26 protein-coding genes are annotated in these 25,079 nt (G+C 72.9%); 18 read left to right on the top strand and 8 right to left on the bottom strand.

Going from position 1 to position 25,079, the window contains the following annotated elements:
- Positions 1–127 precede the first annotated feature (127 nt).
- Both K4L06_RS05540 and K4L06_RS05535 read right to left on the bottom strand, forming a co-directional pair.
- Entirely contained in the window at positions 128–370 is a 243-nt protein-coding gene (locus K4L06_RS05540) for a hypothetical protein (RefSeq protein ID WP_221670452.1), read from the bottom strand.
- Positions 367–846, bottom strand: coding sequence for an Rrf2 family transcriptional regulator (locus tag K4L06_RS05535; protein WP_221670451.1), 480 nt, complete (start codon positions 844–846; stop codon positions 367–369). The genes K4L06_RS05540 and K4L06_RS05535 overlap by 4 nt, the downstream gene beginning before the upstream one ends.
- Positions 847–1,071: 225 nt before the next feature.
- Between K4L06_RS05535 and K4L06_RS05530 the strand changes: the two genes are divergently transcribed.
- The 3 genes from K4L06_RS05530 (at position 1,072) to K4L06_RS05520 (ending at position 4,397) form a co-directional block, all read left to right on the top strand.
- On the top strand, positions 1,072–1,749 hold the full coding sequence (locus tag K4L06_RS05530; RefSeq protein WP_221669623.1) for an IS1595 family transposase: 678 nt from the start codon (positions 1,072–1,074) through the stop codon (positions 1,747–1,749).
- Between the two features lie 246 nt (positions 1,750–1,995).
- Entirely contained in the window at positions 1,996–2,844 is an 849-nt protein-coding gene (locus K4L06_RS05525) for an ABC transporter permease (protein ID WP_221670450.1), read from the top strand.
- Entirely contained in the window at positions 2,841–4,397 is a 1,557-nt protein-coding gene (locus tag K4L06_RS05520) for an ABC transporter ATP-binding protein (RefSeq protein WP_221670449.1), read from the top strand. The genes K4L06_RS05525 and K4L06_RS05520 overlap by 4 nt, the downstream gene beginning before the upstream one ends.
- Positions 4,398–4,502: 105 nt before the next feature.
- Here the strand turns inward: K4L06_RS05520 and K4L06_RS05515 are convergent, their stop codons facing one another.
- The 3 genes from K4L06_RS05515 to K4L06_RS05505 all read right to left on the bottom strand — a co-directional run bounded on the left by K4L06_RS05515 (position 4,503) and on the right by K4L06_RS05505 (position 7,254).
- Complete coding sequence (locus K4L06_RS05515) at positions 4,503–4,751, bottom strand: hypothetical protein (RefSeq protein ID WP_221670448.1); 249 nt, start codon at positions 4,749–4,751, stop codon at positions 4,503–4,505.
- Positions 4,752–4,849: 98 nt separating this feature from the next.
- On the bottom strand, positions 4,850–5,851 hold the full coding sequence (locus tag K4L06_RS05510) for a pteridine-dependent deoxygenase (RefSeq protein ID WP_221673529.1): 1,002 nt from the start codon (positions 5,849–5,851) through the stop codon (positions 4,850–4,852).
- A gap of 14 nt (positions 5,852–5,865) precedes the next feature.
- Entirely contained in the window at positions 5,866–7,254 is a 1,389-nt protein-coding gene (locus K4L06_RS05505; RefSeq protein ID WP_221670447.1) for an NAD(P)/FAD-dependent oxidoreductase, read from the bottom strand.
- A gap of 219 nt (positions 7,255–7,473) precedes the next feature.
- On the opposite strand from K4L06_RS05505, the gene K4L06_RS05500 reads away from it, so the two are divergent.
- The 10 genes from K4L06_RS05500 (at position 7,474) to K4L06_RS05455 (ending at position 15,523) form a co-directional block, all read left to right on the top strand.
- Entirely contained in the window at positions 7,474–7,743 is a 270-nt protein-coding gene (locus K4L06_RS05500; protein WP_221670446.1) for a phosphopantetheine-binding protein, read from the top strand.
- Between the two features lie 55 nt (positions 7,744–7,798).
- Positions 7,799–8,500: a ketosynthase gene (locus tag K4L06_RS22715; protein ID WP_343225729.1), complete on the top strand. Its 702-nt coding sequence runs from the start codon at positions 7,799–7,801 to the stop codon at positions 8,498–8,500.
- A gap of 162 nt (positions 8,501–8,662) precedes the next feature.
- Positions 8,663–8,956 (top strand): hypothetical protein, encoded by a 294-nt coding sequence (locus tag K4L06_RS05490; protein WP_221670445.1) that lies wholly within the window; start codon positions 8,663–8,665, stop codon positions 8,954–8,956.
- Positions 8,953–9,924, top strand: a complete 972-nt coding sequence (locus K4L06_RS05485) for an acyltransferase (protein ID WP_221670444.1) — start codon at positions 8,953–8,955, stop codon at positions 9,922–9,924. The genes K4L06_RS05490 and K4L06_RS05485 overlap by 4 nt, the downstream gene beginning before the upstream one ends.
- On the top strand, positions 9,842–10,570 hold the full coding sequence (locus tag K4L06_RS05480; protein ID WP_221670443.1) for a LolA-related protein: 729 nt from the start codon (positions 9,842–9,844) through the stop codon (positions 10,568–10,570). Before K4L06_RS05485 ends, K4L06_RS05480 begins: the two co-directional genes overlap by 83 nt.
- Positions 10,570–12,915, top strand: coding sequence for an MMPL family transporter (locus K4L06_RS05475; RefSeq protein ID WP_221670442.1), 2,346 nt, complete (start codon positions 10,570–10,572; stop codon positions 12,913–12,915). The genes K4L06_RS05480 and K4L06_RS05475 overlap by 1 nt, the downstream gene beginning before the upstream one ends.
- Positions 12,902–13,333, top strand: coding sequence for a phosphotransferase (locus tag K4L06_RS05470; protein WP_221670441.1), 432 nt, complete (start codon positions 12,902–12,904; stop codon positions 13,331–13,333). The genes K4L06_RS05475 and K4L06_RS05470 overlap by 14 nt, the downstream gene beginning before the upstream one ends.
- Before the next feature lie 65 nt (positions 13,334–13,398).
- Positions 13,399–13,908: a hypothetical protein gene (locus K4L06_RS05465; protein WP_221670440.1), complete on the top strand. Its 510-nt coding sequence runs from the start codon at positions 13,399–13,401 to the stop codon at positions 13,906–13,908.
- 190 nt (positions 13,909–14,098) lie between these two features.
- A complete protein-coding gene (fabG, locus tag K4L06_RS05460) occupies positions 14,099–14,839 on the top strand; it encodes a 3-oxoacyl-ACP reductase FabG (RefSeq protein ID WP_221670439.1) in 741 nt (246 codons plus the stop codon).
- 219 nt (positions 14,840–15,058) lie between these two features.
- Entirely contained in the window at positions 15,059–15,523 is a 465-nt protein-coding gene (locus K4L06_RS05455; RefSeq protein ID WP_221670438.1) for a DUF4156 domain-containing protein, read from the top strand.
- A gap of 15 nt (positions 15,524–15,538) precedes the next feature.
- Here the strand turns inward: K4L06_RS05455 and K4L06_RS05450 are convergent, their stop codons facing one another.
- The 3 genes from K4L06_RS05450 to K4L06_RS05440 are packed head-to-tail and all read right to left on the bottom strand — an operon-like array spanning position 15,539 to position 18,424.
- A complete protein-coding gene (locus K4L06_RS05450; protein ID WP_221670437.1) occupies positions 15,539–16,402 on the bottom strand; it encodes a glycosyltransferase family 2 protein in 864 nt (287 codons plus the stop codon).
- On the bottom strand, positions 16,395–17,228 hold the full coding sequence (locus K4L06_RS05445) for a beta-ketoacyl synthase chain length factor (protein ID WP_221670436.1): 834 nt from the start codon (positions 17,226–17,228) through the stop codon (positions 16,395–16,397). The genes K4L06_RS05450 and K4L06_RS05445 overlap by 8 nt, the downstream gene beginning before the upstream one ends.
- Entirely contained in the window at positions 17,225–18,424 is a 1,200-nt protein-coding gene (locus K4L06_RS05440; RefSeq protein WP_221673527.1) for a beta-ketoacyl-[acyl-carrier-protein] synthase family protein, read from the bottom strand. The genes K4L06_RS05445 and K4L06_RS05440 overlap by 4 nt, the downstream gene beginning before the upstream one ends.
- Before the next feature lie 186 nt (positions 18,425–18,610).
- Between K4L06_RS05440 and K4L06_RS05435 the strand changes: the two genes are divergently transcribed.
- The 5 genes from K4L06_RS05435 (at position 18,611) to K4L06_RS05415 (ending at position 25,074) form a co-directional block, all read left to right on the top strand.
- On the top strand, positions 18,611–19,294 hold the full coding sequence (locus tag K4L06_RS05435; RefSeq protein WP_221670435.1) for a YdcF family protein: 684 nt from the start codon (positions 18,611–18,613) through the stop codon (positions 19,292–19,294).
- Positions 19,295–19,885: 591 nt separating this feature from the next.
- Positions 19,886–20,038, top strand: coding sequence for a hypothetical protein (locus K4L06_RS05430; protein WP_221670434.1), 153 nt, complete (start codon positions 19,886–19,888; stop codon positions 20,036–20,038).
- 61 nt (positions 20,039–20,099) lie between these two features.
- Positions 20,100–22,496 carry a DUF4135 domain-containing protein gene (locus tag K4L06_RS05425; protein ID WP_221670433.1) on the top strand — a complete coding sequence of 799 codons (2,397 nt, stop codon included), beginning with the start codon at positions 20,100–20,102 and terminating at the stop codon, positions 22,494–22,496.
- Positions 22,493–23,677, top strand: coding sequence for a hypothetical protein (locus tag K4L06_RS05420; RefSeq protein ID WP_221670432.1), 1,185 nt, complete (start codon positions 22,493–22,495; stop codon positions 23,675–23,677). Before K4L06_RS05425 ends, K4L06_RS05420 begins: the two co-directional genes overlap by 4 nt.
- Positions 23,674–25,074, top strand: coding sequence for a cupin domain-containing protein (locus K4L06_RS05415; protein ID WP_221670431.1), 1,401 nt, complete (start codon positions 23,674–23,676; stop codon positions 25,072–25,074). The genes K4L06_RS05420 and K4L06_RS05415 overlap by 4 nt, the downstream gene beginning before the upstream one ends.
- Positions 25,075–25,079: the final 5 nt, after the last annotated feature.

The raw sequence follows: 25,079 nt of genomic DNA, 5'->3' as shown, positions 1-25,079 counted from the left end.
AACGGGCGGAACGGTGAGGCGATCCGGGTGGCGCGGACGCAGCGGGTGCAGCGGAAACAGCGAGCCGGCGGCGGTCGCGCCAGGGCGCGGCCGATGACGGGCGGTGCGGGCGCACGAGTATCGGCGCTCAGCCCCAGGATTCGGCGGCGGCGACCGGCAGGCGCTGGCTGCGGACGATCTCGACGATCCGCGCCTGGCTGACCCGCACTTCGATCCGGCCCTCATCGAGCCCGCGCAGGGCCTGCAGCAAGGCGAATTCGGTGTCGCTGAGGTTGACGATGTTGATGTCCGGTTCGCCGTTGTGCGGCCCGGACGCGGTACGCGCAGCCGCCGCCGTGCGTTTGCCGGTTCGCGTCGCGCCGCGGCTCATCGCGCCTCTCCTTCCACGGTCAGCAGGGTCGGCGTCGACGAGGCGCGGGCGAATTCGGCCAGGCTGCGCCGATCGAGCACATCGGAAATCGCATCGCGCGCCTCGCGCATCAACGCGCGCAGGGTGCAGCCGTCGGGGTCGCGGCAATCGGCGCAGGGCCGGTAGGCGCTGACGCTGGCGCACAGCACCGGAGCCAGCGGGCCGTCGATGGCGCGGATCAGGTCGCCGACCATGATCTGCTCGGCCGGCCGCGCCAGGGTGTGCCCGCCCTTCTGCCCGCGCCGGCTGTCGATGAAGCCGGCCTCGCGCAGGTCGACCAGGATCGACTCCAGGAATTTGCCCGGCGCGCCGCTGTGCTGGGCGATGGTCCTGGCCTGCAGGCGCGGCACCTCGACGCGACCCGCACCGGGCCGGCCTTGGACGCGCGCCAAGGCGCACATCGCGCGCAGGGCGTACTTGGCCTTCATCGTCAGCATTTCCCAGTCACCATGTAGGAAATGTGGCCGGGCCCGGGGGCGGAGGGAAAAGGTATTGCCTCATCTGCTTATGACGGGGCGGTATGTGGGGTGGGCTGGGTGGGGGGCTCAAGAGCCGAAGCCGAAGCCAAGCCAAAGCCAAAGCCAAAGCAAATCCCCCCTGGCCCCCCTTTTTCAAGGGTCTTAGGAAGCAAAGCTGCCTCATAACGCAGCTATCTTCCTGAAATGAATAAGAAAAATAGGTACTACAGCCGTTCGAAAATCAGCGAGGCCCGATTTCGGGCCCTCGTGCGCTGCTGGGCCCTGGACCTGACCGCGACCAGCACCGCGCAACTGACCGGGTTGAGCGTGCGATCGGTCAACTCGATCTTCCTTGCCTTGCGTCGTGCCATCGCCACCGAATGCGAGCAGCATTCGCCGTTCACCGGCCAGGTGGAAGTCGACGAATCCTTCTTCGGACCGTGGCGCGTGCGCGGCAAACGCGGCCGCGGCGCCGGCAAGAAAACCATCGTCTTCGGCATGCTCAAACGCGGCCAGCACGTCTACACCCAGATCGTCCCCAACTGCAAAACCGCCACGCTTCAGGCCTTAATTCGTGGGCATATTCGCCTGGAGAGCGAAATCCTCTCCGACTGTCTGTCCAGCTACGACGGCCTGGTCGACCTGGGCTATGCCAAGCACTGGCGCATTCGCCACAGCGGCAATCATTTCGCCGAGGGCGACAACCACATCAACGGCATCGAGAGCTTCTGGAGCTTCGCCAAGCGGCGCCTGGCCAAATTCAACGGGGTGCCCAAGGCCACCTTCTACCTGCACCTGAAGGAGTGCGAGTTCCGCTTCAACCACCGCCACGAAGACCTCTACCGGGCGACCCTCAAGTTGCTACGATCCAACCCACTCTGAGGGGCTGTTTGCTTCCTAAGACCCTTTTCAAAGGGGGGAAGCGTTGTGCGGGGCATGGGGCGTCCCGATACCGCGGCGGCTGCAGATCTCCGCGACTGATGCGGTTCCCCGCTGTTGCTGTTCCCCCCTTTGAAAAAGGGGGGCAGGGGGGATTTGCCCTTGCCCTTGCTACCAAGAGCGACAAGGACCCCAGCCCGGTCGACGTCCGCGACCCCAGCGCAAGCGAAGCCGCTAGGATGAGCGCCAATGCGTTCCCTCGCCTCGCTGCCGCCGCTCGCCCGCACCTGTCTGTCGGTTCTCGCCGTCCTCGCCGCCGCCTGTTGGCTGGCGCCGGCGCTGAGCCGTTACGGGCCGATCCTGCCCGACTGGGACGCCTTGTCGGCGACCCCGGGCACGGCCGGGCACTGGTTCGGCACCGACGCGATCGGCCGCGACGTGTTCGCGCGCACCCTGGCCGGCGGGCGGTTGTCGCTCGGCATCGGCCTGCTGGCCAGCGTGGTCGCGCTGGCGATCGGCCTGAGCTACGGCGCCGTCGCCGGGCTGGCCGGCGGGCGCACCGAACGGGCGATGCTGCGCGTGCTCGACGTGTTCTCGGCCTTGCCCTTCCTGCTGGTGGTGATCCTGCTGCTGACCCTGTTCGAACGCTCGCTGTGGCTGTTGCTGGTCGCGATCGGCGGTTATGTCTGGATCGACCTGGCGCGGGTGATGCGCGCCGAGGCGGCGCGCCTGCGCGAAGCGCCGTTCGTGCTCGCCGCGCAGGCGGCCGGGGCCAGCTTCGGCCAGCGTCTGCGCTGGCACGTGATTCCGAACCTGTTGCCGCTGGCCCTGGTCTACCTCGGCCTGATCCTGCCGCAGGCGATCCTGGTCGAAAGTTTCCTCGGCTTCCTCGGCCTGTCGATCGACGAGCCTTCCTCGAGCTGGGGCGGTCTGCTCGCCGAAGGCGTGCAGGAGCTGGACAGCGCGCCGTGGACCCTGCTGTTCCCGGCCGGTTTCCTGGTCGCCACCCTGGCCGCGTTCCAGTTTCTCGGCGACGGCCTGCGCGACTGGCTCGACGTGAAGCGCAGCGCGCCGCGCAGCGAAGAGGCCGCGGCATGAGTCCGCCGCGGGTATCGCTGCAGGGCTTGAACGTCGCCGCGAACGACGGCGCGCGGCGGTTGCTCGGTCCGATCGATCTGGAACTGCACGCGGGCCAGTGCCTGGGCGTGGTCGGCGAAAGCGGCAGCGGCAAGAGCCTGACCGCGCTGTCCCTGCTCGGCCTGCTGCCGGCCGGATTGCAAGCGCAAGGCGAACTGCGGATCGACGGCGAAGCGGTCGCGCTCGGCAGCGCGGCGCAGGCGCGCTTGCGCGGCCGCCGCCTGGCCTGGGTGCCGCAGGACCCGCTCGCGGCCCTGCATCCGCTGCGCCGGGTCGGCGCGCAGTTGATCGAAACCCTGCGCGCGGTGCGCGGGCTCGGCAAGGACCAGGCCCGCGGCCAGGCGCAGAGCCTGTTCGAACGCGTGCAATTGCCGGAACCGGCGGCGGCGCTGCAACGCTATCCGCATCAGTTTTCCGGCGGCCAGCGCCAGCGCATCGCCATCGCCCTGGCCCTGGCCACCGCGCCGCAGGCGCTGATCGCCGACGAACCGACCTCGGCGCTGGACGCGCGCATCGCCCGCGACATCCTCGATCTGCTCGATCGGCTGCGGCGCGAAGACGGCCTGGCCCTGCTGTTGATCAGTCACGACCTGCCGTTGGTCGGCGCCTATGCCCAGCAACTGCTGGTGCTGCAGCGCGGCGCCGCGGTCGAGCAGGGCCCGACCGCGCGCGTGTTCGCCGCACCTACGCAGGCCTATACCCGCGAGCTGCTCGCCGCCGATCGCATCGAGGCCTTGGCGGACGCCGCGTCCGATGCGCCGGTATGGTTGCGCGGCGAGGGCCTGGGTCTGCGTTACCCGCGCGCGCCGAAGCCGGCGCTGGAGGCGGTCGATATCGAATTGCGCAGCGGCGAGGGCGTGGCCCTGGTCGGCGAGAGCGGCAGCGGCAAGAGCACGCTCGGGCGGGTGCTGTTGCGCCTGCTGCGCGGCGCGCAGGGCCGGGTCTGCGTCGACGGCGCCGATCTGGCGACCCTGGACGCGGCCGCGCTGCGCCGCTGGAGGGCGCAGACCGGGGTGGTGTTCCAGGACCCGTACGCCTCGCTCGACCCGCGCCTGCGCGTGGCCGAGATCGTCGCCGAACCGTTGCGCATCCACACCCGGCTGGATGCGGCCGCGCGCCGCGAACGCGCCGCCGCACTGCTGGCCGCGGTCGGCCTGGACGCGGCCATGCTCGATCGCTACCCGCACCAGTTTTCCGGCGGCCAGCGCCAGCGCATCGCGATCGCGCGCGCTCTGGCGACCGAGCCCAAACTGCTGGTCTGCGACGAGGCGGTGTCGGCGCTGGACGCGCACCATCGCGCCGCGATCCTGGCCCTGCTGGCGCGGCTCAAGCGCGAACGCGGCCTGGCGCTGTTGTTCGTGACCCACGACCTGGCCGCGGCCGCGGCGGTGGCCGAGCGCATCGCCGTGCTCGAAGCCGGGCGCATCGTCGAGACCGGCCCCACCGCGCAGGTGCTGCGCGCGCCGCGGCACGCGCATACGCGCGCCCTGCTCGCCGCGCGTCCGGCCGGCTGAGCGGCCGCGCATCGCGCAGCCGCGTCCGACGCGGATCGCGTTCGGGGCGCTCGATGCCGTCGTCGCGCCGGCGCGGTCGCAGCGCCGGCGCTTACCGCGTCGCGCTCAGATCAAACCGCCGCCGAGGGCGAGCCGGACCACGCCGACCAGGATCGCGATGCCGTTGAGCCACAAGCCGGCCTTGGCCCGGGCGTTGTTCTCGCTGCGGGTGAACAACAGGCCGATCGCGGCGATCATCGCGCCGATCGCGGCGAACGGAATCATGAACCAGTTGCCCCAGCCGAAGAACGGAATCAGGGCGGCGATCATCCACAGCAGCGCGACGATGCCCCAGAGCAGACTGATCAAACCCATCGAGGTGGCTCCGCAAGCGGCCGGATCGGCCATGCCTGCAACGTAATGTCTGCCCGGGCGATTGCAAGTGCCGCAGGTCGGCGTGACCTGCGGCGCGCTCAGCCGCCGTGGACGCCGTCGATCTCGACCCGCAGCTCGTAGCGGCAGATCGCCGCGTGCACCAGGATCCGCGGCACCCGTTCGCCGTAGCGCCGGTCCAGCGCCGCGGCCACCGCCGCCATGTCTTCGGCGTCGCGCACGTACACCTTCAGCCGGGTGCCGGCGTCGAACGCGCCCGGCAGCTGCGGGCGGCGCTGGCGCGCGGCGGCGAGCAGGCTGTCGAAATTGGCCAGGGTCTCGTCGAGCTGGGCCAGCACCGAATCGGCGTGGCGCGACTCGTGGCCGACCACCGCCGCGGTGCCGGACAGCAGCAGCGGCATCGCCGCCGGCTGCGGCGGCAGCATCGCCCGGGCGAAGCTCGGCGACTGCGGACCGTACTGGCGCGGGTAGCGGTAGGCGCTGACCTGGCGCGGATTCTCCAGCGGCGTGCCTGGGCTGCGCCCGGCCAGCCAGTACACCTGCAGCCGGCGCGCGCCGTCGACGCGGCCGATCGCGGTCGCCGCCGGCAACTGGGCGGTGTCGAACTCGCCCAGGCCGCGCGCGCGGCCGACGCAGAACACGCGGTAGCGCTCTTCGTCGCCGTGGCCGAGGGTGATGCCGTCGAGGTAGTTCCAGATCCGCAGCAAGTGCGGGTAGCCGCGCTCGGCGGTGAAGCCGATCAGCTTGCGGTACAGATACTCGGCGGCGCGCGCGATCTCGCCGTTGGCGGCTTCGCCCGGCAGCGGTTCGGGTTCGTCGAACTCGATCACGCCGAACTGCAGCGCGCCGTCCTCGGCCCAGGCCAGGTCGCCGTCGCGGCCCTTGCTGACCGGGCCGGTGCCGCGCCAGCGCTCCAGGCGGGTGTCGCCGAACGGCTCCAGCGCCACGCGCAGATAGCGCGGGTCGTGGTGATGCGGCGCGTCCGCGCCGAAGCCGAACACCGCCAGGGTGTCGTCCTGCGCCAACAGCGCCTCGGGCGTGGCGTCCAGGTAGTCGACCTGCAGGCGCGGGCCGGCCAGCATTGCGGCGGCCGCGCTCACGGGTTGCCCCGCTGCAGGGTGTCGCCGCGGAAGTCGACCCCGACCTGGCGCTTGCGCCGCAGCCAGCCGCGCAGCGCCTGCGGCGCCATGCGCACGGCGGTGAGCGCATAGATGAAACGGAACAGCCGCAGGCGGCGCAGTACCGCCCGGTTGTCGAACACGTCGCCGGCGAGCATCGAGATGACCGCCTGCTCGACCTGCCAGAAGTTGCGTGGAGCGTTGAACAATTCGCGCATGACCGGGGTGGTGAAGCGATAGATGAACCACTGGAAATGTTTCAGGCCGCGCTTGAGGCGCACGGTCATTTCGCCCTGCAGCGCGGCCTCGCGGGCCGGTTCGCGCAGCGCGCCGTCGACCACGGCCGCGGCCTGTTCGCCGCTGTTCATGCCGAGGTAGACGCCGGAGGAGAACACCGGATCGACGAAGGCGTAGGCGTCGCCGACCATGACCCAGCCGGGGCCGGCCATGCGGCTGCAGGTATAGGAATAGTTGCCGGTGACGTGAACCTCGCCGCAGCGCTGCGCGCCCTGCATGCGCGCCCACACCGAGGGCTCGGACTCCAGGGTCCGCATCAGGAAGTTCTCGTTGTCGCCGCGGCGCTGCTTGAGGTACTCGGGGAAGCACACCGCGCCCACGCTCATCACCCCGCGCTGCAGCGGGATCAGCCACATCCAGCCGTGGGCGAAGCGCTGCACGGTGATGTTGCCGGCGTCCTCGCCGTCGCGGCGCTGCACGCCGGTGAAATGGCTGAAGATCGCCGCCGACTGGTGCAGCGGGTTCTTGCGCTTGAGCTTGAGCTGGCTGCCGAGGAAGGTGTCGCGGCCGCTGCCGTCGACCAGGTAGCGCATGCGCACCTGCAGCGCGGCGCCGTCGGCGGCGCGGGCATGGGCGAGGGCGGGGCGGCCGTCGGCGCCGAATTCGAGTTTCTCGACCTTGACCTGCTCGCGCGCGTCGACGCCGTTGGCCTGGGCGTGGCGGAACAGCAACTGGTCGAATTCCTCGCGCTTGACCTGGAAGGCGTAGCCGAACGTCGGATTCAGCGCGCGCTCGAAACGGAAGGTGTTGTAGCGCTGCGCGTCGATCGGGAACTCGGCGCCGGGCTTGTGCACGCCGATCGCGCGCACCTGCTCGAGCACGCCGAGGCGCTCGAGGATGGCCAGGTTCATCGGCAGCAGCGATTCGCCGATGTGGAAGCGCGGGTGCCGGTCCTTCTCCAGCAACAGCACCTTCCAGCCCTTGCGCGCCAACAGGGTCGCCGCGGTGGTGCCCGCCGGGCCGCCGCCGATCACCAGCACGTCGACCTCGAGGGTCTGTGCGGGCGCCTGGGCCGGGGCGGAAACGGGAGCCGTGGCGGTGGCGCCGGGCGCGGATTCGGGCGGAGTCATGCGCAAATCATAGCCTGCCGCCTTCGCCGGCTGTGCAGCCTGCGGCCCTGGGCCGCGTCTGCGGACCGTCTGCCGATGGCGCGCAAGTGGTTGATCTGGCTGGGCCTGTCGCCCGGTCGGCGGGTTCCGGACGGCGCCGGACGGCGACGCCCGGTTGCGCCTGCGGCGCCGATGGCGGATCGTGACCGCCCTTCGCCTTAGCCCCACCGGATCGTCCCGATGTCTGAACAAAGCCCTGCCGAACGCGAACTGGCGCAGCTGCTGGTCGAGAGCCTGAACCTGGAGGACGTGGCGCCGGAGCAGATCGATCCGGAAGCGGCGCTGTTCAACGACGGCCTGGGCCTGGATTCGATCGACGCGCTCGAACTGGCGTTGGCGATCAGCAAGCGCTACGGCTTCCAGCTGCGCTCGGACAACGACGAGAACCGGCGCATCTTCGCCTCGTTGCGCGCGCTGTCGGGCCACATCGAGCAGCACCGCGCCGCCTGAGCGGCGCGTCCGCCGCCGTCGTCCACCGTCTGCTCCGGCCGCGAGCCGCCGCCCCGTGACCGCTTCTTCGTTCAGCGCCCCGGCGCGCCTGCTGCTGGCCATCGCCTATCCGTTGCTGGCGCATTGGGCCAGCCACGACGGCGGCGGCTGGGTCGCGGCGCTGGCCCTGGCCGACCTGATCGTGTTCGTCGCCATCGACGGCCTGCTGGCCCTGCGCCCGGCGGTGTGGGCGCTGGTGCTGGCGCTGGCCGTGGCGCTGGGCCTGGCCGCACGCACGCCGCTGGCGCAGATGCTGTTGCTGGCGCCGCCGATGCTGTTCAACGCCTGGCTGGGCTGGTGGTTCGGGCGCAGCCTGCGCGCGCCGCGCGAGGCGCTGATCACCCGCATCGTCGCCGCCCTGCACGACTGCGCGCCGGCCGCGCTGGCGCCGCCGCTGTACCGCTACACCCGCCGCCTGACCGCGCTGTGGGCGGCGGTCCTGCTGCTGCTGGCGCTGATCAACGGCGCGTTGGCGACGATCGCCGTGCCCGACGGCCTGCTGGCCCGGCTCGGCCATCCCCCGGCCTTCGCGATCACCCAGGAGCAATGGTCCTGGTTCGCCAACCTGCTCAACTACGGAATCGTCGGCGGCTTGTTCGCCGCCGAGTACCTGGTCCGGCGGCGTTTGTTCGTCCAGCGCCCGGAAACCGGCTTTTTCGATTTCCTGCGGCGCATGGCCCGGCTCGGCCCGCGTTTCTGGCGCGACCTGTTTTCCTGAGTTTCGGCGTTAAAGGCAGCGGGCCCGGCCCGCGCCGCCGGATCGGCCTCGCCACACATTGGGCCGCGCGGCAAGCGGCGGCGGTCGCATTTCCACGCGGCCGCTGCGGCCGGTGCTTTATCCTTGCCTTCCGATCCATCGTTCCTCGCCGCTCCGATCCTCATGCATTTCGCCGTCGATTCCGATCATCCCTGCCTGCCCGGCCATTTCCCGGGGCGGCCGCTGGTGCCCGGCGTGGTGGTGCTGGAGCGGGTGATCGAGGCGATCGAAGCCGGGCACGGGCCTTTGCCCGGCCTGCGCCTGCCGCAGGTCAAGTTCGTCCAGCCCTTGCTGCCGCAGCAGGACGCGCAGATCGAGCTGGAAACGCTGGGGCCCGGACGCTGGCGGTTCCGGGTCCGGCGCGAGGATCAACTGATCGCCAGCGGCGAAGCAGTCGCCGATGGAGCCGGCGCATGAGCGCGCACTGGAAGCAGCGTCCCGAAGGCGGCGGCCGGCTCGCCTTCCGCGCGATCGCCTTCGTCGCCAGCCGCGGCGGCCGCGCCCTGGCGCGACTGACCCTGTACCCGATCGTGGCCTACTTCCTGGCCGTGCGCGGACCGGAACGGCGCGCCTCGCGCGCCTACCTGGCGCGGGTGCTCGACCGCCGCCCCGGTCTGCTCGACATCGCCCGCCACATCCACACCTTCGCCGCGACCATCCTCGACCGGCTGTACCTGCTGTGCGGGCGGATGCAGCCGTTCGACATCCGGGTCAGCGGCCTGGACGCGCTGGAGCGCCACCTCGACCGCGGCCAGGGTCTGCTGCTGTTCGGCTCGCACCTGGGCAGCTTCGAGGCCTTGCGGGTGCTGTCGCGGCAACGCCCGGGGATGAAGCTGCGGGTGTTGCTCGACCGCGGCCACAACCCGGCGCTGACCGAGCTGCTGGACACGCTCGATCCGCACATCGCCTGCACCGTGATCGATGCCGGCCAGGACGGGCCCTCGATCGTGCTGGCGATCAAGCAGGCCACCGACGAGGGCGCGGTGGTGGCCCTGCTGGTCGACCGCGTCGGCCCCGGCGAGCCCAGCGTCGCCGCCTCCTTCCTCGGCGCCGCGGCGCCGTTCCCGAGCGCGCCGTGGCTGATCGCCGCCGCGCTGAAGGTGCCGGTGGTGCTGGCCTTCGGCCTGTACCGCGGCGGCCCGCGCTACGACCTGATCTTCGAAGCGTTCAGCGACGGTGTGGCGATCGAGCGGCATAACCGCCCCGCTATCCTGGCCGCGCTGGTCCAGCGCTACGCCGAGCGGCTGCAGCTGCACACCCGCAGCGCGCCCTATAACTGGTTCAACTTCTACGATTTCTGGCATGCCGATGACGATCAAGCCCTGCCTGTGGACGCTGGCGCTGCTGTGCGCCGCGGCGTCGCTGCACGCCGCTCCGGTTACTGAGGCCGGCGCCGCGCAATCGGCGCCCGCCGCCGCGCCGGCCGAAGCCGCGCCGGCCGATCCGGCCTGGATCCTGCCGCGCCTGGCGCAGCCGGCGCCGGCGCGCACCGACTTCGTCGAAGTGCGCGGTTCGGCCCTGCTCAAGCAACCGCTGCGCCTGTCCGGCGAGTACCGCCGTCCCGACGCGGCGACCCTGGTGCGCGAGGTGCGCGCGCCCTATGCCGAGACCACCACCATCCAGGCCGGCGCCAAGCCGGGCCAGGGCGAGGTCAGCGTGGTCCGCCCGAACAAGCCGGCCAAGCGCTTCTCGCTGGCGCGCGCGCCCGAACTGGTCGCGTTGCAGGCCAGCTTCGGCGCCCTGCTCGGCGGCGATCGCGCCCTGCTCGAGCAGCACTACCGCCTGGCCGCCGAAGGCACGCGCCGGCAATGGACGATCAGCCTGATCCCGAAGGACGCCGGGCTGGCGGCGCGGGTGCGCGAGATCGTGCTGCTCGGCCGCGACGACGAACTGCGCTGCATCGAAACCCGGCCCGCGCGCGGCAACGAGCAGCAACGCACCCTGCTGGCCAGCGCGGCGCGCGCCGCTGCCAACGTCGCCGACGCCAGCCAGCTCGCGGCCCTGTGCCGCGGCCACGGCGCCGCGCGTTGATGACGCCCGCGCGCCGGATCGGGCTGGCCCTGCTGTGGCTGGCCGCGTTGGCCGTGGCCGGCTGGGCGATCGGCCAGCGCCTGCAGCTCAGCGGCGATCTGCGCCGGTTCATGCCGACCGCGCAGACCCCGGCGCAGAAACTGCTGATCGACGAACTCGGCGAAGGCCCGGGCTCGCGCCTGCTGTTGCTGGCGATCGACGGCGACGATCCGGCGACCCTGGCCGCGCAATCGGCGGCGTTGCGCGACACGCTGGCGGCGCAGCCCGGATTCAAGCTGGTCGCCAACGGCGCCGGGCAAGGCCTGGACGCGGTGCCCGAGCGCCTGCGCCCGTATCGCTATCTGTTGTCGCCGACCCTGGACGAACAGGCCTTCGACGCCGACTACCTGCGCGACCAGCTCGAGCAGCGGCTGCAAGACCTGGGTTCGCCCGCCGGCGAGCTGATCGAGCCCTTGCTGCCCAGCGATCCGACCTTGGAGATGCTGCGCCTGGCCGAAGCCTGGCAACCGGCGCAGGCGCCGCAGACCCTGCACGGGGTGTGGTTCGACCGCGCCGGGCGGCAGGCCTTGCTGGCGGTGGAAACCCGCGCCGCCGGCTTCGATCCCACCGGCCAGCAGCAGGCGATCGAGGCGATCCGCAGCGCGTTCGCGCAAGCCCGCGGCGGCAGCCCGGCGCAGCTGACGATCAGCGGCCCGGGCGCGTTCTCGGTCGAGATCGGCGGCCGCACCCAGCGCGAGGCCAGCCTGATCGGCACCATCGACGGCATCGTCTTCGCCTTGTTGCTGTGGCTGGCGTACCGCAGCTGGAAGGTGCCGCTGCTCGGCGGCCTGCCGCTGGCGACCGCCGGCCTGGCCGGCCTGGGCGCGGTCGCGGCGATGTTCGACGGCGTGCACGGCATCACCGTCGCCTTCGGCTTCACCCTGATCGGCGTGGTCCAGGATTATCCGATCCACTTGTTCAGCCACCAGCGGCCAGGGCTGTCGCCGTGGGCCAGCGCGCGCAGCCTGTGGCCCACGCTGGGCACCGGCGTGGTCTCGACCTGCATCGCCTACCTGACCTTCTTCGTGTCCGGCGTCGACGGCCTGCAGCAGCTGGCGGTGTTCACCATCGTCGGCCTGGCCACCGCGGCGCTGGCCACGCGCTTCGCGCTGCCGGCGTTGATCGACCCCGCGCCGCGCGACGCCGCCGGTTCGCCGTGGCTGGCGCGGGCCTGGACGCGGTTGGCGCGCTGGCCGCGGATCGGCCTGGCCGGCAGCGCCTCGATCGCGGCGCTGGCACTGGCGGCGATCGTGTTCGTGCCGGGACCGTTCTGGCAGAACGACCTGGCCAAGCTGACCCCGGTGCCGGCCGCGGCGCTGGCGCGCGACGCGCAACTGCGCGAGGAGCTCGGCGCGCCCGACGTGCGTTACGTGGTGGCGATCGAACGCGGCGACGCCGAAGCCGCGCTGCAGGCCTCCGAAGCGTTGATGGCCGAACTGCCCGCGCTGCGCCAACAAGGCGCGATCGCCGGCTACGACCTGGCCGCGCGTTACCTGCCCAGCGCCAGGACCCAGCGCGAACGCCAGCAGCGTCTGCCGGAGGCCGCCGCGCTGGATGCAGCGTTGGAGACGGCGCTCGCCGCCACGCCGTTCCGCAGCGACGCCTTCGCCGATTTTCTCGCCGACGTCGAGCGCGCGCGGCAGGCGCCGCCGCTGAGCGCGCGCGACCTCGCCGGGACGCCGCTGGCGGTCAGCGTCGAAGGCCTGCTGCTGCAGCGCCCCGGCCACGCCACCGCGCTGGTCTCGCTGACCGGACTGGCCGATCCGGTCGCGGTCGCGGCGGCGGCGCGCCGCCACGGCGGCCAGTTGCTCGACCTCAAGCAGGCCTCCGAATCGCTGGTCGCCGATTACCGCGGCCGGGTGCTGATGGCGCTGGCCCTGGCCGCGGTGCTGCTGGCCGCGGCGGTGTGGATCGCGCTGCGCTCGCCGCGACGGGTGCTGCGCGTGCTCGCGCCGATGGCACTGACCACCCTGCTGATCCTGGCCGTGCTGCGCCTGGCCGGGGTCGAGCTCAACCTGTTCCACCTGGTCTCGCTGATCCTCGCCGCCGGCCTGGGCCTGGACTACGCGCTGTTCTTCGACCACGCCGGCGACGACCGCAATGAACAACTGCGCACCTTGCACGCGGTGATCGTCTGCAGCCTGACCACGTTCATGGTGTTCGCGCTGCTGGCGCTGTCTTCGATTCCGGTGCTGCGCGCGATCGGCGCGACGGTCGCGCTCGGCGTAGCGTTCAATTTCGTACTGGCCCTGCTGATCGTGCGCGAGCCGGCGGCCGCGGCGGAGGACGCGCATGCGCACGCGTGAAGCCATCGCCGCGCTGATCCCGCACCAGGGCCTGATGTGCCTGTGGGAAGCAGTGGCCGAATGGGACGAGGAACGCATCGTCGCGCGCAGCGATGGCCATCGCGATCCGGCCCACCCCTTGCGCAGCGGCGGGCGCCTGCATGCGGTGCATCTATGCGAGTACGGCGCGCAGCTGATGGCCGTGCACGGCGGTTTGCTGGCGCGCGCGCAGGGCGGCCGGGCCAGGCCGGGCGTGCTGGTGGCGCTGCGCGGGGTCGAGCTGCGGCTGGCGCGCATCGACGACCTGCCCGGCGCGCTGGAAGGGCGCGCGCGCCAGCTCGCTGCGGGCGCGGACAGTTGGCAGTACGAGTTCGAGATCCTGCATCGCAGCGAACCGATCGCCCGCGGCCGCGCCGCGGTGATGGCGCGCGGCGACTGAGCGCGGCGTTCACGCCGGCGGCGACGCGGCGTTTGCGTGGGTAGTCCCGCCGCAGACCGTCGCCGATGCCGTTCCAGTTCCAATTCGAGGATCCGCACGCCCTGCATGAGGACGGCAGCGTCGGCCACCGCTTCCGCCTGCGCCTGAACTTCGCCCAGCGCGAGGGCGCGCGGCTGCACTGGATCGAGCGCTGCGACCGACCCTACGACGAAGACATGCTGGCCGACCGCTGGGTCGACATGCACGCCGTCGCCGGCGCGCGCCTGGCGACCTTCCTGCCCTGGCTGGAAACCTCGGCCGCGAGCGGTCCGGCGGAACTGGACTTCGTCCATCGCGCCGCCCTGCGCCGACGGCCGGGCGCGCGGCGCCGGCTGGAATGGTGGGTGCTGGCGCTGGACGGCCCGGACCCGGACGAGGCCGACGAAGAAGAGCGCGATTGGGCGCTGTGGTGCGGCGAGCAGCGCCTGCAGTGCGGCGACGACGGCCTGGCGATCGTCCACGATCTGGACCAGATCGAATGCCGGCACGGACGCGGCGCGCCGCCGTATCCGGCGGGGTTCGCGGTGCCGGATTGAAGCCAGGAGCGAGAAGAGAGAAACGAGGAGCGAGGAGTGAGGAAAAGCCGGGGCGGTAGATGCCGGTGGCTTTGCTCACTTCTCACTCCTCTACGTTCGTCGCTCGCTTCCGGCCACTCGCTCCCGGACCACGCTTCACCTCCCGCCTCCATCCGGGGACAATCGGCCTTTACCGATCGGAGCCGCCCGCATGTCCCAGCCGCCTTCCGCGCCGCGCCGCGCCCTGGTCACCGGCGGCAGCGGCGATCTCGGCGGCGCGATCTGCCGTCGCCTGGCCGGCGACGGCTGGCAGGTGATCGTGCACGCCAACGCCGGCCTGGAGCGCGCCGAAGCGCTGGCCGCGCAGATCCGCGCCGACGGCGGCCGGGCCGAGGCGGTGGCCTTCGACGTCGCCGACGGCGAGGCCGCGCGCGCGGCATTGGAGCGGTTGCTCGAGGACGGTCCGATCCAGGGCTTGGTCAACAACGCCGGCATCCACGACGACGCGCCGATGGCCGGCATGAGCGCGGCGCAGTGGACGCGGGTGATCGACGTGTCCCTGCACGGCTTCTTCCACGTCACCCAGCCCTTGCTGCTGCCGATGGCGCGCACGCGCTGGGGCCGCATCGTCAGCGTGTCCTCGGTCGCCGCGGTGCTGGGCAACCGCGGCCAGAGCAATTACGCCGCGGCCAAGGCCGCGCTGCACGGCGCATCGAAATCGCTGGCGCGGGAGATGGCCAGCCGCGGCATCACCGTCAACGTGATCGCGCCCGGCGTGATCGAAGGACGCATGGCCGCCGACGCGTTCCCGCCCGAGGCGATCAAGCAGATGGTGCCGGCCGGCCGCGCCGGCCGCGCCGACGAGGTCGCGGCCCTGGTCGCGTTCCTGTGTTCGAACGACGCCGGTTACATCAACGGCCAGGTGATTGGCATCAACGGCGGTATGGGCTGAGCCGAGGCCGCCGCGCCGGTGAGCGCACACACGGGGGCCCGGATCGTTGCCCCTCGCCGGCCGCGCCAAAGCGCCAGCGCAAGCGATTCGCGCCTGCGGCCCGGCCCGAGGTTCGCCGGCCGACGCGCGGTTGAATCCCCGGCGCTGACGGATCCGGCTTCATCGCGCCGCAGCGCCCACCGTCGTAGGATGGCCGCAGCCATCCACGGAGCTGTCCTCATGCGCAGACTTGCCGTCATCGCGGCGTTGGTGCCGATGCTCGCCGCCTGCGCCAGCTCCCATGTCCTGACCGGCCGGCCGCGGCCGCCGGTGCCGGTGGCGCAGGTGCGGGTGTATTTCGCCCCGCCGCCGAGCCGCTACGAGGAGATCGCCCTGTTGCAGAGCAATAGCGGCCCGTTCACCTACGGCGAACAGAACAAGATGGATTCGGTGATCGGCAAGCTGCGCAACGAGGCCGCCAAGCTGGGCGCCAACGGCGTGCTGTTCCAGGGCACCGAAGACGGTTACGGCGGCGGCGGAGTCAGCGTCGGCGCCGGCCGGGTCGGCGGGCGCAGTTACACCGGCGGCGGGGTCGGCATCGACATCAGTCCGCGGCAGAAATTCGGCCACGGCGTGGCGATCTATGTGCTGGATCCGCCGCCGCTGAGCGATCCGGGCCCGCAAGGCCCGCCGCCGCGGCCCTGAGCCGGGCGCCAGGCCTCAGCGCGGGTTGGCCTGGACCTTGGCCGGCGCGCTGGCGAATTCGCCGCTGGGGTCGTCGATCAGCGGCGGATTGGCGCGGATGCGGCGGTACATCGCCGGCACGCCGCCGCGGCGCAGGCACTGCAGGACGATGTGCGAGGTGATCCGGCTGAAGTCGCGCAGCGGCTTGAAGTGGCTGGCGCGGAACTGCTCGTCCGAATCCTGGGTCTGGTAGCGCGATTCGATCGGCACCGAAACGCAGCGCGTGCCCAGTTGCTGCGCCGCCGACATCAGGATCTGCGCCTCGAACACGAAATCCTCGCCCGGCACCTCGCGCAGGGCCATGACCTCGGCCGGGTACAGGCGCTGCCCGCTCTGGCTGTCGGCGATCTGGTAACCGGTGCCCCAGGCCACGCCCCAGTCGCCGAAATTGTTGGCCAGACGGCGATAGGTCGGCTGCGCGGCGCGCTTGCGCAGGCGCGCGCCGATCACGATGTGGCCGGGATGGCGGTTGGCGCTGTCGATCAGGCGCGGAATGTCGTCGGCCGCGTGCTGGCCGTCGCCGTCCATGGTGACCACGGCGAGGAAGCCGCGGCGCAGGGCTTCGGCGAAACCGTCGCGCAGGCTGGCGCCCTTGCCCTGGCGTTGGGCGTGGCGCAGCACGGTCGCCGGCAGGTCGGCGATGCGTTCGCCGGTGCCGTCGTCGGAGCCGTCGTCGATCACGATCACGTGCGGGCACTGCGCCAACGCGCCTTCGACCACTTCGCGGATGCGCAGGGCTTCGTTGAGCGCGGGAATGACGATGGCGACGTTGTTGCGGTCCAGCCGCGCGGCTCGCGGCCGATCGGCGCTGTGGCCCGGTGCGGCGGCGTGATCAGTCATGGGCGAGCTCCAGCCGCAGGATCCGGCCGGCGCCCGCCGGCAGGGCGAGGCGATCATGGCCGCAGGCCAGGGCGTCGAACAAGGCCAGCATCGGCGCGCTGGCGTTGCCCGTTTCGCGGACGGACAGCTTGCCCGAGGCCGGCGCCGCGTCGCCGTCGCCGGCCTGGTCCAGCCAGGCGCGCAGGCGCGGTCCGCGCGCCGGCGTAGCGGCGCGCGCCAGCACCAGGGCCGCGCCCAGCAGGCCCTGGCTCGGCGATACGTCCTGCAGCGGCCCGGTCGCGGCGCCGTCGTAGCCGACCAGCAGCACCGCCTCGTCGCCGGCGGCGAGCTGGGCCAGGGCTTCGATCAGGCCCTGGGCGAAGCTGGCCTCGAGCGCGCTGATCGCGGTCGCCGGGCGCATCGAGCCGGCGCCGATGGTCCAGTAGCCGGCGGCGGCGTTGTGCACCGAGTTGTGGAAACGGGTCGGCGAAATCGTGCGCGGCTCGCGGGCGAGGGTGGCGCACATGTAGTCGGTGATCGCCATGTCGCCGTGGCTGGAGGCGAACACCGACGGCAGCGTGGCCGGATCGCGGCCGGCGTCCTGGCAGGCGGCCAGCGCCACTTCCAGCGCCACCGCGACCGTGTCCGGCGCGCGCCGGCGTTCGTTCGCCGCCAGCAGCTGCGGCGAGGGCCGGCCCGGCGCCGCTTCGGCGGCCTCGGCGCCGGCGACGAATTCGCGCGCCGCCGCCCACGAGGGCAGGCCGCGGCTCCAGTAGCCGACGCCTTCGATGATCGCGCTCAAGACCGGGGACGCGCCGCTGCGCGCTTGCGTGGCGGTGGAACTCATGCGCGGGCGAACACCAGCGAGCAGTTGTTGCCGCCGAAGCCGAAGGAGTTGTTCATGGCGTAAGCGATCTCGGTGCGGGCGTCGTCGAAGCGGATCTGCGGGCCGTTGCCGGGATCCGGCGTGGCGCTGTTGAGCGTGCCGGGCAGGTGGCCGCGTTCCAGCGCGAGCAGGGCGATCGCCGATTCGACGATGCCGGCGGCACCGAGGGTGTGCCCGGTCCAGCCCTTGGTCGAGCCGGCGTGCAGCGACGGCGGGAACAGCGCCGCCACCGCCAGCGCCTCGATCGAGTCGTTGGCCGGGGTGGCGGTGCCGTGCAGGTTGAGGTAGCCGACCCGGTCGGCGCCGATGCCGGCGCGGGCCAGGGCGTCGGCCATCGCCAGGCGCGCGCCCAGGCCCTGCGGGTGCGGCGAGGACATGTGGTGGGCGTCGCTGGATTCGCCGTAGCCGCACAGCCGCAACGGCGCGGTTTCGCCGGCGTCGAGGCGTTCGAGCACGGCGAAGCCGCCGGCTTCGCCCAGCGACAGGCCGTCGCGGTCGGCGTCGAACGGCCGGCACGGCGCGGTCGAGACCAGTTGCAGCGAGTTGAAGCCGAACAGCACGCTGCCGCACAAGGTGTCGACGCCGCCGACCAGGGCCGCGTCGGCGAGCCCGGCGCCGATCAGGCGCGCGGCCTGGGCGAAGACCTTGGCGCTGGACGAGCAGGCGGTGGCCACGGTCACGCAGGGGCCGCGCAGGCCGGTGGCCGCGGCGACGAAGGCGCCGAGCGAATGCGGGGTGTGCAGCCCGGGCCGGGCCAGGCCGGCGGGAAAGCGGCCGTCGCCGTCGAGGTCGGCATAGGCCTCTTCGGTCGCGCCGATGCTCGAGGTCGAGGTGCCGATGATCACCGCGACCCGTTCGGCGCCGTGGCGCGCTGCGACCTCGGCGATCGCCGCCTGAATGCCGTCGGCCTGCAGGCTCAGCCAGGCCAGGCGGTTGTTGCGGCACTCCCAGGGCGCCAGATGCGCCGGCAGGGCGGCGTCCTCGAGCCCGTCGACCCGGCCGATCCAGCAGTCCAGCGGCGCCTCGCCCGGCGCCAGCGGCGCCAGATCGTTGCGGCGCAGGCCGCTGCGGCGCTCGCGCAGGGCCTGGGCCTGGGCCTCCAGGCCGCGGCCGAGCGCGGTGGTGGCGGTATAGGCGCGGACCGCCAGCGGCGGCATCGGAGCGGGTACGGACGTCACGTAGTCGGTAGAATCGGGCGAAGGGGACCGACGGCAGTATAGCGAGGGGGCCGTCCGCCCCGCCGGATCGCACCGGCCCGCCGCGGTGAACGCTTCAGCGGCCGCGCCGGTCCCCGCATCCGGGTTCCGTCCACAGGGGTCGCCGAGGTTTCCGCGCCGCATCGCATGAGCAGTCGCCTGTCCCATCGTCTGTCGCTGTTCGGCGACCGCGACGTGCTGCACGTCGCGGCGGTGGCTTCGGCCGCCTGCGTGCTCAGCGCCGGCCTGGTCTACGTGGGCTACTTCGTCCACGTGCTGCGGGTGGCGCGCAATGCGCCGTGCCAGCCCGAGCGCGGCGAATGCGTGCTGCTGTTCGGCAAGCACGCGCCGGGCGGGCGCCTGGACCACGATTTCGAAGCGCGCCTGGACCGCGCGGTGTCGCTGTGGCGGGAGCGTCCGCCGGCCAGCGTGGTGCTGCTCGGCGGCGGCGCCGACGACGAGCCGACCGAAGCCGAACTGGCCCGTTCCGGCCTGCTCGCACGCGGCCTGTCGGCCGACGCGCCGCTGCGGCTGGAAGCCGAATCGCGCGACACCCTGCAGAACCTGCGCAATGCGCGGGTCCTGCTCGGCGAGGGCATGCGTACGCGGGTGACCCTGCTCAGCAGCCGCTATCACCTGGCGCGCTGCGCCCTGTTCGCGCGCCAGCTCGGCTACGACTGGGAGCTGTGCGCGGCCGAGCCGCGCCTGCGGCTGAGCCCGCGCATGCTGCTGCGCCTGGCCGGCGAGGCCGCCTACGTATGCATGAGCGACATCGGCGCGCGCTGGGCGCAACTGATCGGCAATCGGCGGATGCTCGAGCGGATTCGGTGATTCGGGATTCGGGATTCGGGAATCGGGAATCGGGAATCGGGAAAGCGGTGCGTGGCGCGATGCTGCGGGCGCACATAGTCCGATCGGTCATCGCGGCGTTGGCCGCCGGCGTATTTCCCTTGTTTTCCAGGCTTTCCATCATCGTCAGCGGTCGCGGCCCCGGTCGCGCCCGATCCGACGCCGGGGCGAAGCTTGCGAAGCCGCTCACGGTTTGCGCGCCCGCTGGCGGGCGTGGCGTCGGCATGGGCTAGAGTCGGGACGCTTCGCCGCGGGCGTACGGAGGTACGCGCGTTGCGCCGCGAAGCGTTCGTGCGCGGAGTCGCCGACGGTGCCGCTCCGCGCGTTCCAACGCGTACTCAAGGAGAGCCACCGTGAAGCAAGCCGCCACCGCGAAAGCGTCCGCGCCGGCCGTTGCGCCGGCCACCCGCGTCAAGCTCGAACCGACCCCGCAGCCGTTGAGCAAGCCGATCCCGGCTTCGGCGTCGTACGCGCCGCGTTCGTGCAGTCGTTTCATCTATTGCGTCTGATCCTGCGCCCCTGACCGCGGCGCGCCCGCGTCGCGGCTCGTCACCTGCCCAAGGAGATGGTCCGATGAAGATGAAGAAGTCCAAGCCCGCCCCGTCCACCGCAACCAAGCAGCGCCAGGCCGTGCCGGCGCTGGCGATCGGCGAACTGCGCAAGCAGGCCGCCGCAGGCGCGAGCTTCGTGCCGGCCACCTGCCGCCGCATCTACTGCATTCCGTGATCGGCCCCGCGGCCGGCGCCTCGCGCCGGCCGCGTCGTCGCGGTTGCGGCGACGCGGCCCGATGAGCGAATCCTTGTTGGATCTGCCGCCCGCGCCCGGGGCCGTCGACGCGCCGGCATCGCCCGCCGCGCGTCGGTTGCTGGCCGCGGTCGCCGAAGGCGGCATCGCCTGGTGGTGGCCGCCGCGCGCGCGCCTGGGCGACGACGGTTTGTTGGTTCCGCTGCGCCCCTGGCGCGGCGCACGCGCCGCGCGCCGCATCGGCGATGCCTTGCGCGATGCGCGCCTGGCGCCGTGGCTGGCCTTCCTCGATGCGCTCGACCGCGACTGCGCCGCGCTGGCGCGCGCGCACGCCGCACGGGTGCGGCCGGCCGCGCTCGCGCTCGACAACGGCGAACTGCACGCGCCGGTGCTGGACCTGGCCTTGCACTGGTGCCTGGCGCCGCGCCGGTCGCGCCTGGCCGCGCGCCTGCGCGCCCTGCGCGAGCGCCATCGCCGGTTCCTGGGAGCGTTTGCGCGCCGCTTGGCGCGCGATCTGCGCAGCGGCGCGCTAGCCGCGCACGCCGGCGTGGACGGCCCGGTGACGGCGCTGTGGGCGCATCCGGAAGAAACCCACCACGGCGGCCAGCGCGTGCTGCGCGCGAGTTGGGCCAACGGCGTGGTCCTGGCCTACAAGCCGCGTCCGGCCGATGCCGAGATCGCCCTGCTCGGCGACGACGGCGTATTCGCCTGGATCAACGCGCTGGCCGGCGGGCCCGGTGCGGTGCGGCTGCCGACGCTGAACAGTTTTCATGGCCGCGGTCGCGACCGCGATTACCTGTGGCAGGAATGGATCGCGCCGCCGCCGGGCTACGGCCGCCTGCGCGGCCGCCGCCTGCGTGCGACGCGCTTGGGCCGCGCCCAGGCGCGGCGCCTGTGGCGCGATGCCGGCGCCCTGGCCGGCGCCTGTTTCGGCCTCGGCCTGGTCGACCTGGGGCCGGGCAACCTGGTCTGCGGGCTGCGCCAGGGCCGGCCGCAACTGCTGCCGGTGGACCTGGAGGTCTGCCTGTTTCCGGTGCAGCGGCTGGAGGACACCGGGCTGACCGTCGGCGAACGCGATCGCGGCCGCTATCCGGCCGGGTTCGAACGCGATGCCGCGCGCGGCGACAGCGAGGGACCGGACTGGGCCTTCTTCGACCGCGACGACGGCGGCGCGCAACTGCGCGCGGTGGCGCGGCCGTGGCGGCGCGAGCAGGCGCCCGGCCTGGTCGCCGATCGCGCCGGCCGGGTCGGCTACGGCGCCTATCCGCTGGAGTTCCTGCGCGGCCTGTTCGAGTTGTGGATGCGCCTGCACCTGCATCGCGACGAATTGCGCGCGGCGCTGCGCACGCGCCTGCGCGGGCGCCGCACCCGGGTGCTGCTGCGGCCGACGCCCGAATACGCCGCCGCGCTGGACCCGCACGCCGCGACGGCGCCGGACCTGCGCGGTTACATCGCCGGAGAACGCGCGCAACTTCGTTGCGGCGACGTGCCGTATTTCTATACCCGACTGGACGGCGATGCGCCGCTGTTGATGCGGCCGCCGTCGGCCAGCGGCCCGGCGCTGCGCGTGCGCGGCGCCTTGCCGCAGCCGCGCGAACGGCTCAATCCGCAGCCGGCGCGACGTCGTGGCGAAGGCTTCGACTTGCTCGACCTGGCGGTGGCGGTTCGCGATGCGGTCGCTCATGTGGTGCCCGATCTGAGCGCCGCGCACGGCCGCTGCGGCGAACTGCACGATCCGCGCCTGGGCGTGCGCCTGCACTGGCTGGGCGCGCAGGACGGCGAAGCGGCTTTCGACTGGGCGCGTCAGGACCGGCGCGTGGTCTGCCGCTGGCAGGGCGACGAGGTGAGCCTGCGGGTGGAGGCGCTTTCGCAGCCCGTCGAGGCGGTCGAGGCGAATCAAGACGAGGCGAACCAGGACGACGCCGGCGCAGTAGCGCAGCGGTTGTTGCGCATCGACCGCATCGATGCGGCCCTGCGCACGCCGTGGACCGACGGCGGTTTCGCCGACGCCGCGCTGGAGGCGCAGTTGCAGGCGCATGTGCAGCAGTCGATGGCCTGGCTGCAGGCGGTGGTCGAACGCCACGGTTGGCCGGGGCGCGCGCGGGTCGGCGACGCCGCGGCCGCAGCGGCTTGCCGTCTGCTCCAGCACGCCGACGGGCCGCGCGCGTTCCAGGACCGTTGCCTGCGCTTGATCGCCGCGGCGGCGCGCGACGGCGACATGAGCCTGCGCGAGCTGGCCTATCTGACCGACGCCCTGCGCGTGCAGCGCGGGCGCAAGCAGCGCTACGGGACCAAGTTCCGTCGCCGCGACGAGGGCTTCGAACCCTGCCCGATCGAACGTCCGCGCGAGGTCGACCGTCGCCGCCGGGCGATGGGGCTGGAGCCGCTGGCCGACTACGCCGCGCGCATCCACGGCCAGTTCGCGGCGGCGCGCGAATGAGCGCGCCGATCGACTGGAGCGGCCTGCAGACGCATTGGCGCCGCCGCGCCTGTCGCCTGGCGGGCGCGGCGCCGGCCCTGGACCCCGCGAGCGCTTACGCGCTGGTGCGCCGTGCGGCCGAACCGTTCCGCGCCGGCACCCGCTTCCTGGCCCTGCCCGACGTGCGCTTCTACGTCGACGGCGGCTGGATGCGCGCACCGGGCGATCTGTTGCCCGGCGCGGACGATGCCGATGCGGCCGGCTATGTGGCGCGGGTGCGCGCGCGCCTGGACGGGCGCGGTTTCCAACTGCGGGTGACCCAGCCGCTGTTCCTCGACTACGCGCTGTGGGCGCAAGCGCGCGAGGCGCTGGCGGGGCTGTTCGAGCGCTTCGGACAGCCGAGCCTGGCGCTGACCGCCGAGCTGTGGCTGGGCGAGGCCGACGCCGGCACGCTGGGGCCGCGCTTCGAACCGGCGGCGGCGAGCCTGCGCCTGCCGCTGCTGGGCGGCAGCGAAGTGCGCTGCTGGCGCGCGCGTCCGCGCGCCGGGGGCGCGCCGGCGCGGGTCCTGCGCGCGGTCGCGGGCGAGGCGCTGTACTGGCCCGAAGCCGGTTGGGTCGAGGAGGCCGATCTCGGCCCGACCCTGGGCCTGGCGGTGAGCGTGCCGGTCGGCGGCGAAGCAGCGGCGGTGGCGGTCAAGGATGTGCTGGCCGAACTGGTGGACGCCGAACTCGGCGAGCAGGCGCAGGTGGCGATGCTCGACTTCCCGCCGCGCGGCCGCGCCGCGATCGCGCCGCTGCAGCAGGTCGCCGCGCAGATGCGCGCGGCGGTGGCCGGCGGCGATCTGCAGCGCGCGCTGCGTGCGAGCTGGGCCGCGCGCGCCAGCGCCGCAGGCCTGGAACCGGTGCCCGCGCCGCGCGAAGAGCCCTTGGCGCCCGCCGACCGGGTCGGCCTGGACCGGCGCAGCCCCTTGCTGCGCCTGGCCGACGGCGAGCGCGAGTGGTGGGCGGTCAACGGCCATGCGTTCTCGATGCCGGTGCATCCGCGCGTGGACGCGCTGTTGCAGGCGCTGCAAGGCGGCGCGCCGGCCACGGTCGCGCAACTGTGCGCCGGTCCGCGGCGGCGTGTCGATCCGGGCCTGCTCGCGTTGCTGCAAAGGCTGCACGATCTGCGCGCGATCCAGCGCGAGCGGGTGCCGGCATGAACGGATCGTTCGAGCGCGCATCGTTGGAGACCGCAACGTCGGAAACCGTAGCGTTCGAGCGCGCGACGCCGGAAACCGCGCGGCCCGAGTTGCCGCCGCAAGCGCCGATCGAACGCGACGCGCTGGATTGGGAGGTCTTCGCCGACGAGGACTGGGACCGCCGCCCGGTGCTGTTCAAGGGCGCGCTCGCCCGCGGCGGCCCGTTCCGCCTGGCCGAGGTCTACCGCAGCGCCCTGGCCGCGACCCGGCGCAGCCGCGCCCGCCTGCCGGGCGAGCCGGACAATGCGGTGGTGACGCTGGGCCGGCTGCAGCAACTCGATCCCGCGCCGTGGATGCCGCAGCCCGGCGACGGCTCGCTGGCCGGCTATCGCGAGCGCATGCTGGCGACGCTGGGCGCGCGCCGCTACGCCCTGGTGATCAGCGCCTTCCACTCTTACCACGCGCCGTTGTGGCGGCGCGAGCGCGCGTTCTTCGCTCCGCTGTGGCGGCGCACCGGGCTGCCGCTGACCGGTGCGATCACTACCTTGTTCCACGGCAACTACGAGTCGACCCCGGTCGGCGTGCACCGCGATCGCTTCGCCACCTTCATGGTGCCGGTCGAAGGCCGCAAGCGGATGCGCTTCTGGGCGCGCAAGCCGTGGACCGAGGCGGTGTCGACCCTGCCGGACTACCGCGCGCACCTGGCGACTTCGTTCCTGGTCGAGGCCGGCCCGGGCGACTTGCTGTACTGGCCGGCCGACTACTACCACGTCGGCGAAAGCGTCGGCGGCGGCGTGTCGACCAGCGTCAACATCGGCATTCCGCGCACCGAGCATCGGCCGGTGTACGACCTGGAAGACCTGTTGGTCGACATCGGCCGCGCCGCGTCCCTGGTCGACCCGGCCGCCTCGCTGCTGCGCGCGCGCATGCCGGCGAACCTGCCGGCGCTATGGCCGCGCGCCGATCCCTCCGGCGACCGCCTGCCGGCGCGTCTGCCGCCGGCCCTGCAGGCGGCGCTGTCGCTGGTCGCCGACGCGGCGCGGGCGAACGCCTTGAGCGCGCGCACCGCCGCGGTATCGCTGCAGCGCTGGTCGGCGGGCGGCTTCGAGCCGGTGCCGGCGCTGCGCCGGGTCGCGCTGTCGGCGCGCTCGGCGCGGCTGGTCCTGCGCCGCGACGCCATGCTGCTGCAGCGGCGCGAGGCCGGCGGCTGGCGCTTCGCCGCCGACGGCCACGGCCTGCGCCTGGACGGCGAGGCGAGCGCGGCGCGGGCCTTGCTGGCGCGGCTGCGGACCGGCGCTGCGACGACCGTGGCCGAGGCGCTGCGCGACCCGCGCCGCGGCGGCCGGGCCGAACGCGAGGCTGTGCTGGCCTGGCTGCTGGCGGCCGGCGCGTTGCGGCGCTGTCGCGACCGATCATGAAAGCG

The sequence above is a fragment of the Lysobacter sp. BMK333-48F3 genome (assembly GCF_019733395.1).
Classification (GTDB): Bacteria; Pseudomonadota; Gammaproteobacteria; order Xanthomonadales; family Xanthomonadaceae; genus Lysobacter.
The sequence above is the reverse complement of the archived record's forward strand: the minus strand, read 5'-3'. Positions and strand labels throughout refer to the sequence as shown.

Bases quoted from the DNA above. Each gene is read 5' to 3' on its own strand.
- K4L06_RS05505 (WP_221670447.1), bottom strand. From the start codon at position 7,254: ATGACTCCGCCCGAATCCGCGCCCGGCGCCACCGCCACGGCTCCCGTT.
- K4L06_RS05445 (WP_221670436.1), bottom strand. From the start codon at position 17,228: ATGAGTTCCACCGCCACGCAAGCGCGCAGCGGCGCGTCCCCGGTCTTG.
- K4L06_RS05490 (WP_221670445.1), top strand. From the start codon at position 8,663: ATGCATTTCGCCGTCGATTCCGATCATCCCTGCCTGCCCGGCCATTTC.
- K4L06_RS05540 (WP_221670452.1), bottom strand. From the start codon at position 370: ATGAGCCGCGGCGCGACGCGAACCGGCAAACGCACGGCGGCGGCTGCG.
- K4L06_RS05535 (WP_221670451.1), bottom strand. From the start codon at position 846: ATGCTGACGATGAAGGCCAAGTACGCCCTGCGCGCGATGTGCGCCTTG.
- K4L06_RS05425 (WP_221670433.1), top strand. From the start codon at position 20,100: ATGAGCGAATCCTTGTTGGATCTGCCGCCCGCGCCCGGGGCCGTCGAC.
- K4L06_RS05470 (WP_221670441.1), top strand. From the start codon at position 12,902: ATGCGCACGCGTGAAGCCATCGCCGCGCTGATCCCGCACCAGGGCCTG.
- K4L06_RS05435 (WP_221670435.1), top strand. From the start codon at position 18,611: ATGAGCAGTCGCCTGTCCCATCGTCTGTCGCTGTTCGGCGACCGCGAC.
- K4L06_RS05515 (WP_221670448.1), bottom strand. From the start codon at position 4,751: ATGGGTTTGATCAGTCTGCTCTGGGGCATCGTCGCGCTGCTGTGGATG.
- K4L06_RS05520 (WP_221670449.1), top strand. From the start codon at position 2,841: ATGAGTCCGCCGCGGGTATCGCTGCAGGGCTTGAACGTCGCCGCGAAC.
- K4L06_RS05465 (WP_221670440.1), top strand. From the start codon at position 13,399: ATGCCGTTCCAGTTCCAATTCGAGGATCCGCACGCCCTGCATGAGGAC.
- K4L06_RS05450 (WP_221670437.1), bottom strand. From the start codon at position 16,402: ATGACTGATCACGCCGCCGCACCGGGCCACAGCGCCGATCGGCCGCGA.
- K4L06_RS05500 (WP_221670446.1), top strand. From the start codon at position 7,474: ATGTCTGAACAAAGCCCTGCCGAACGCGAACTGGCGCAGCTGCTGGTC.
- K4L06_RS05525 (WP_221670450.1), top strand. From the start codon at position 1,996: ATGCGTTCCCTCGCCTCGCTGCCGCCGCTCGCCCGCACCTGTCTGTCG.
- K4L06_RS05530 (WP_221669623.1), top strand. From the start codon at position 1,072: ATGAATAAGAAAAATAGGTACTACAGCCGTTCGAAAATCAGCGAGGCC.
- K4L06_RS05440 (WP_221673527.1), bottom strand. From the start codon at position 18,424: ATGCCGCCGCTGGCGGTCCGCGCCTATACCGCCACCACCGCGCTCGGC.
- K4L06_RS05475 (WP_221670442.1), top strand. From the start codon at position 10,570: ATGACGCCCGCGCGCCGGATCGGGCTGGCCCTGCTGTGGCTGGCCGCG.
- K4L06_RS05430 (WP_221670434.1), top strand. From the start codon at position 19,886: ATGAAGATGAAGAAGTCCAAGCCCGCCCCGTCCACCGCAACCAAGCAG.
- K4L06_RS05420 (WP_221670432.1), top strand. From the start codon at position 22,493: ATGAGCGCGCCGATCGACTGGAGCGGCCTGCAGACGCATTGGCGCCGC.
- fabG (WP_221670439.1), top strand. From the start codon at position 14,099: ATGTCCCAGCCGCCTTCCGCGCCGCGCCGCGCCCTGGTCACCGGCGGC.
- K4L06_RS05415 (WP_221670431.1), top strand. From the start codon at position 23,674: ATGAACGGATCGTTCGAGCGCGCATCGTTGGAGACCGCAACGTCGGAA.
- K4L06_RS05485 (WP_221670444.1), top strand. From the start codon at position 8,953: ATGAGCGCGCACTGGAAGCAGCGTCCCGAAGGCGGCGGCCGGCTCGCC.
- K4L06_RS05480 (WP_221670443.1), top strand. From the start codon at position 9,842: ATGCCGATGACGATCAAGCCCTGCCTGTGGACGCTGGCGCTGCTGTGC.
- K4L06_RS05510 (WP_221673529.1), bottom strand. From the start codon at position 5,851: ATGCTGGCCGGCCCGCGCCTGCAGGTCGACTACCTGGACGCCACGCCC.
- K4L06_RS05455 (WP_221670438.1), top strand. From the start codon at position 15,059: ATGCGCAGACTTGCCGTCATCGCGGCGTTGGTGCCGATGCTCGCCGCC.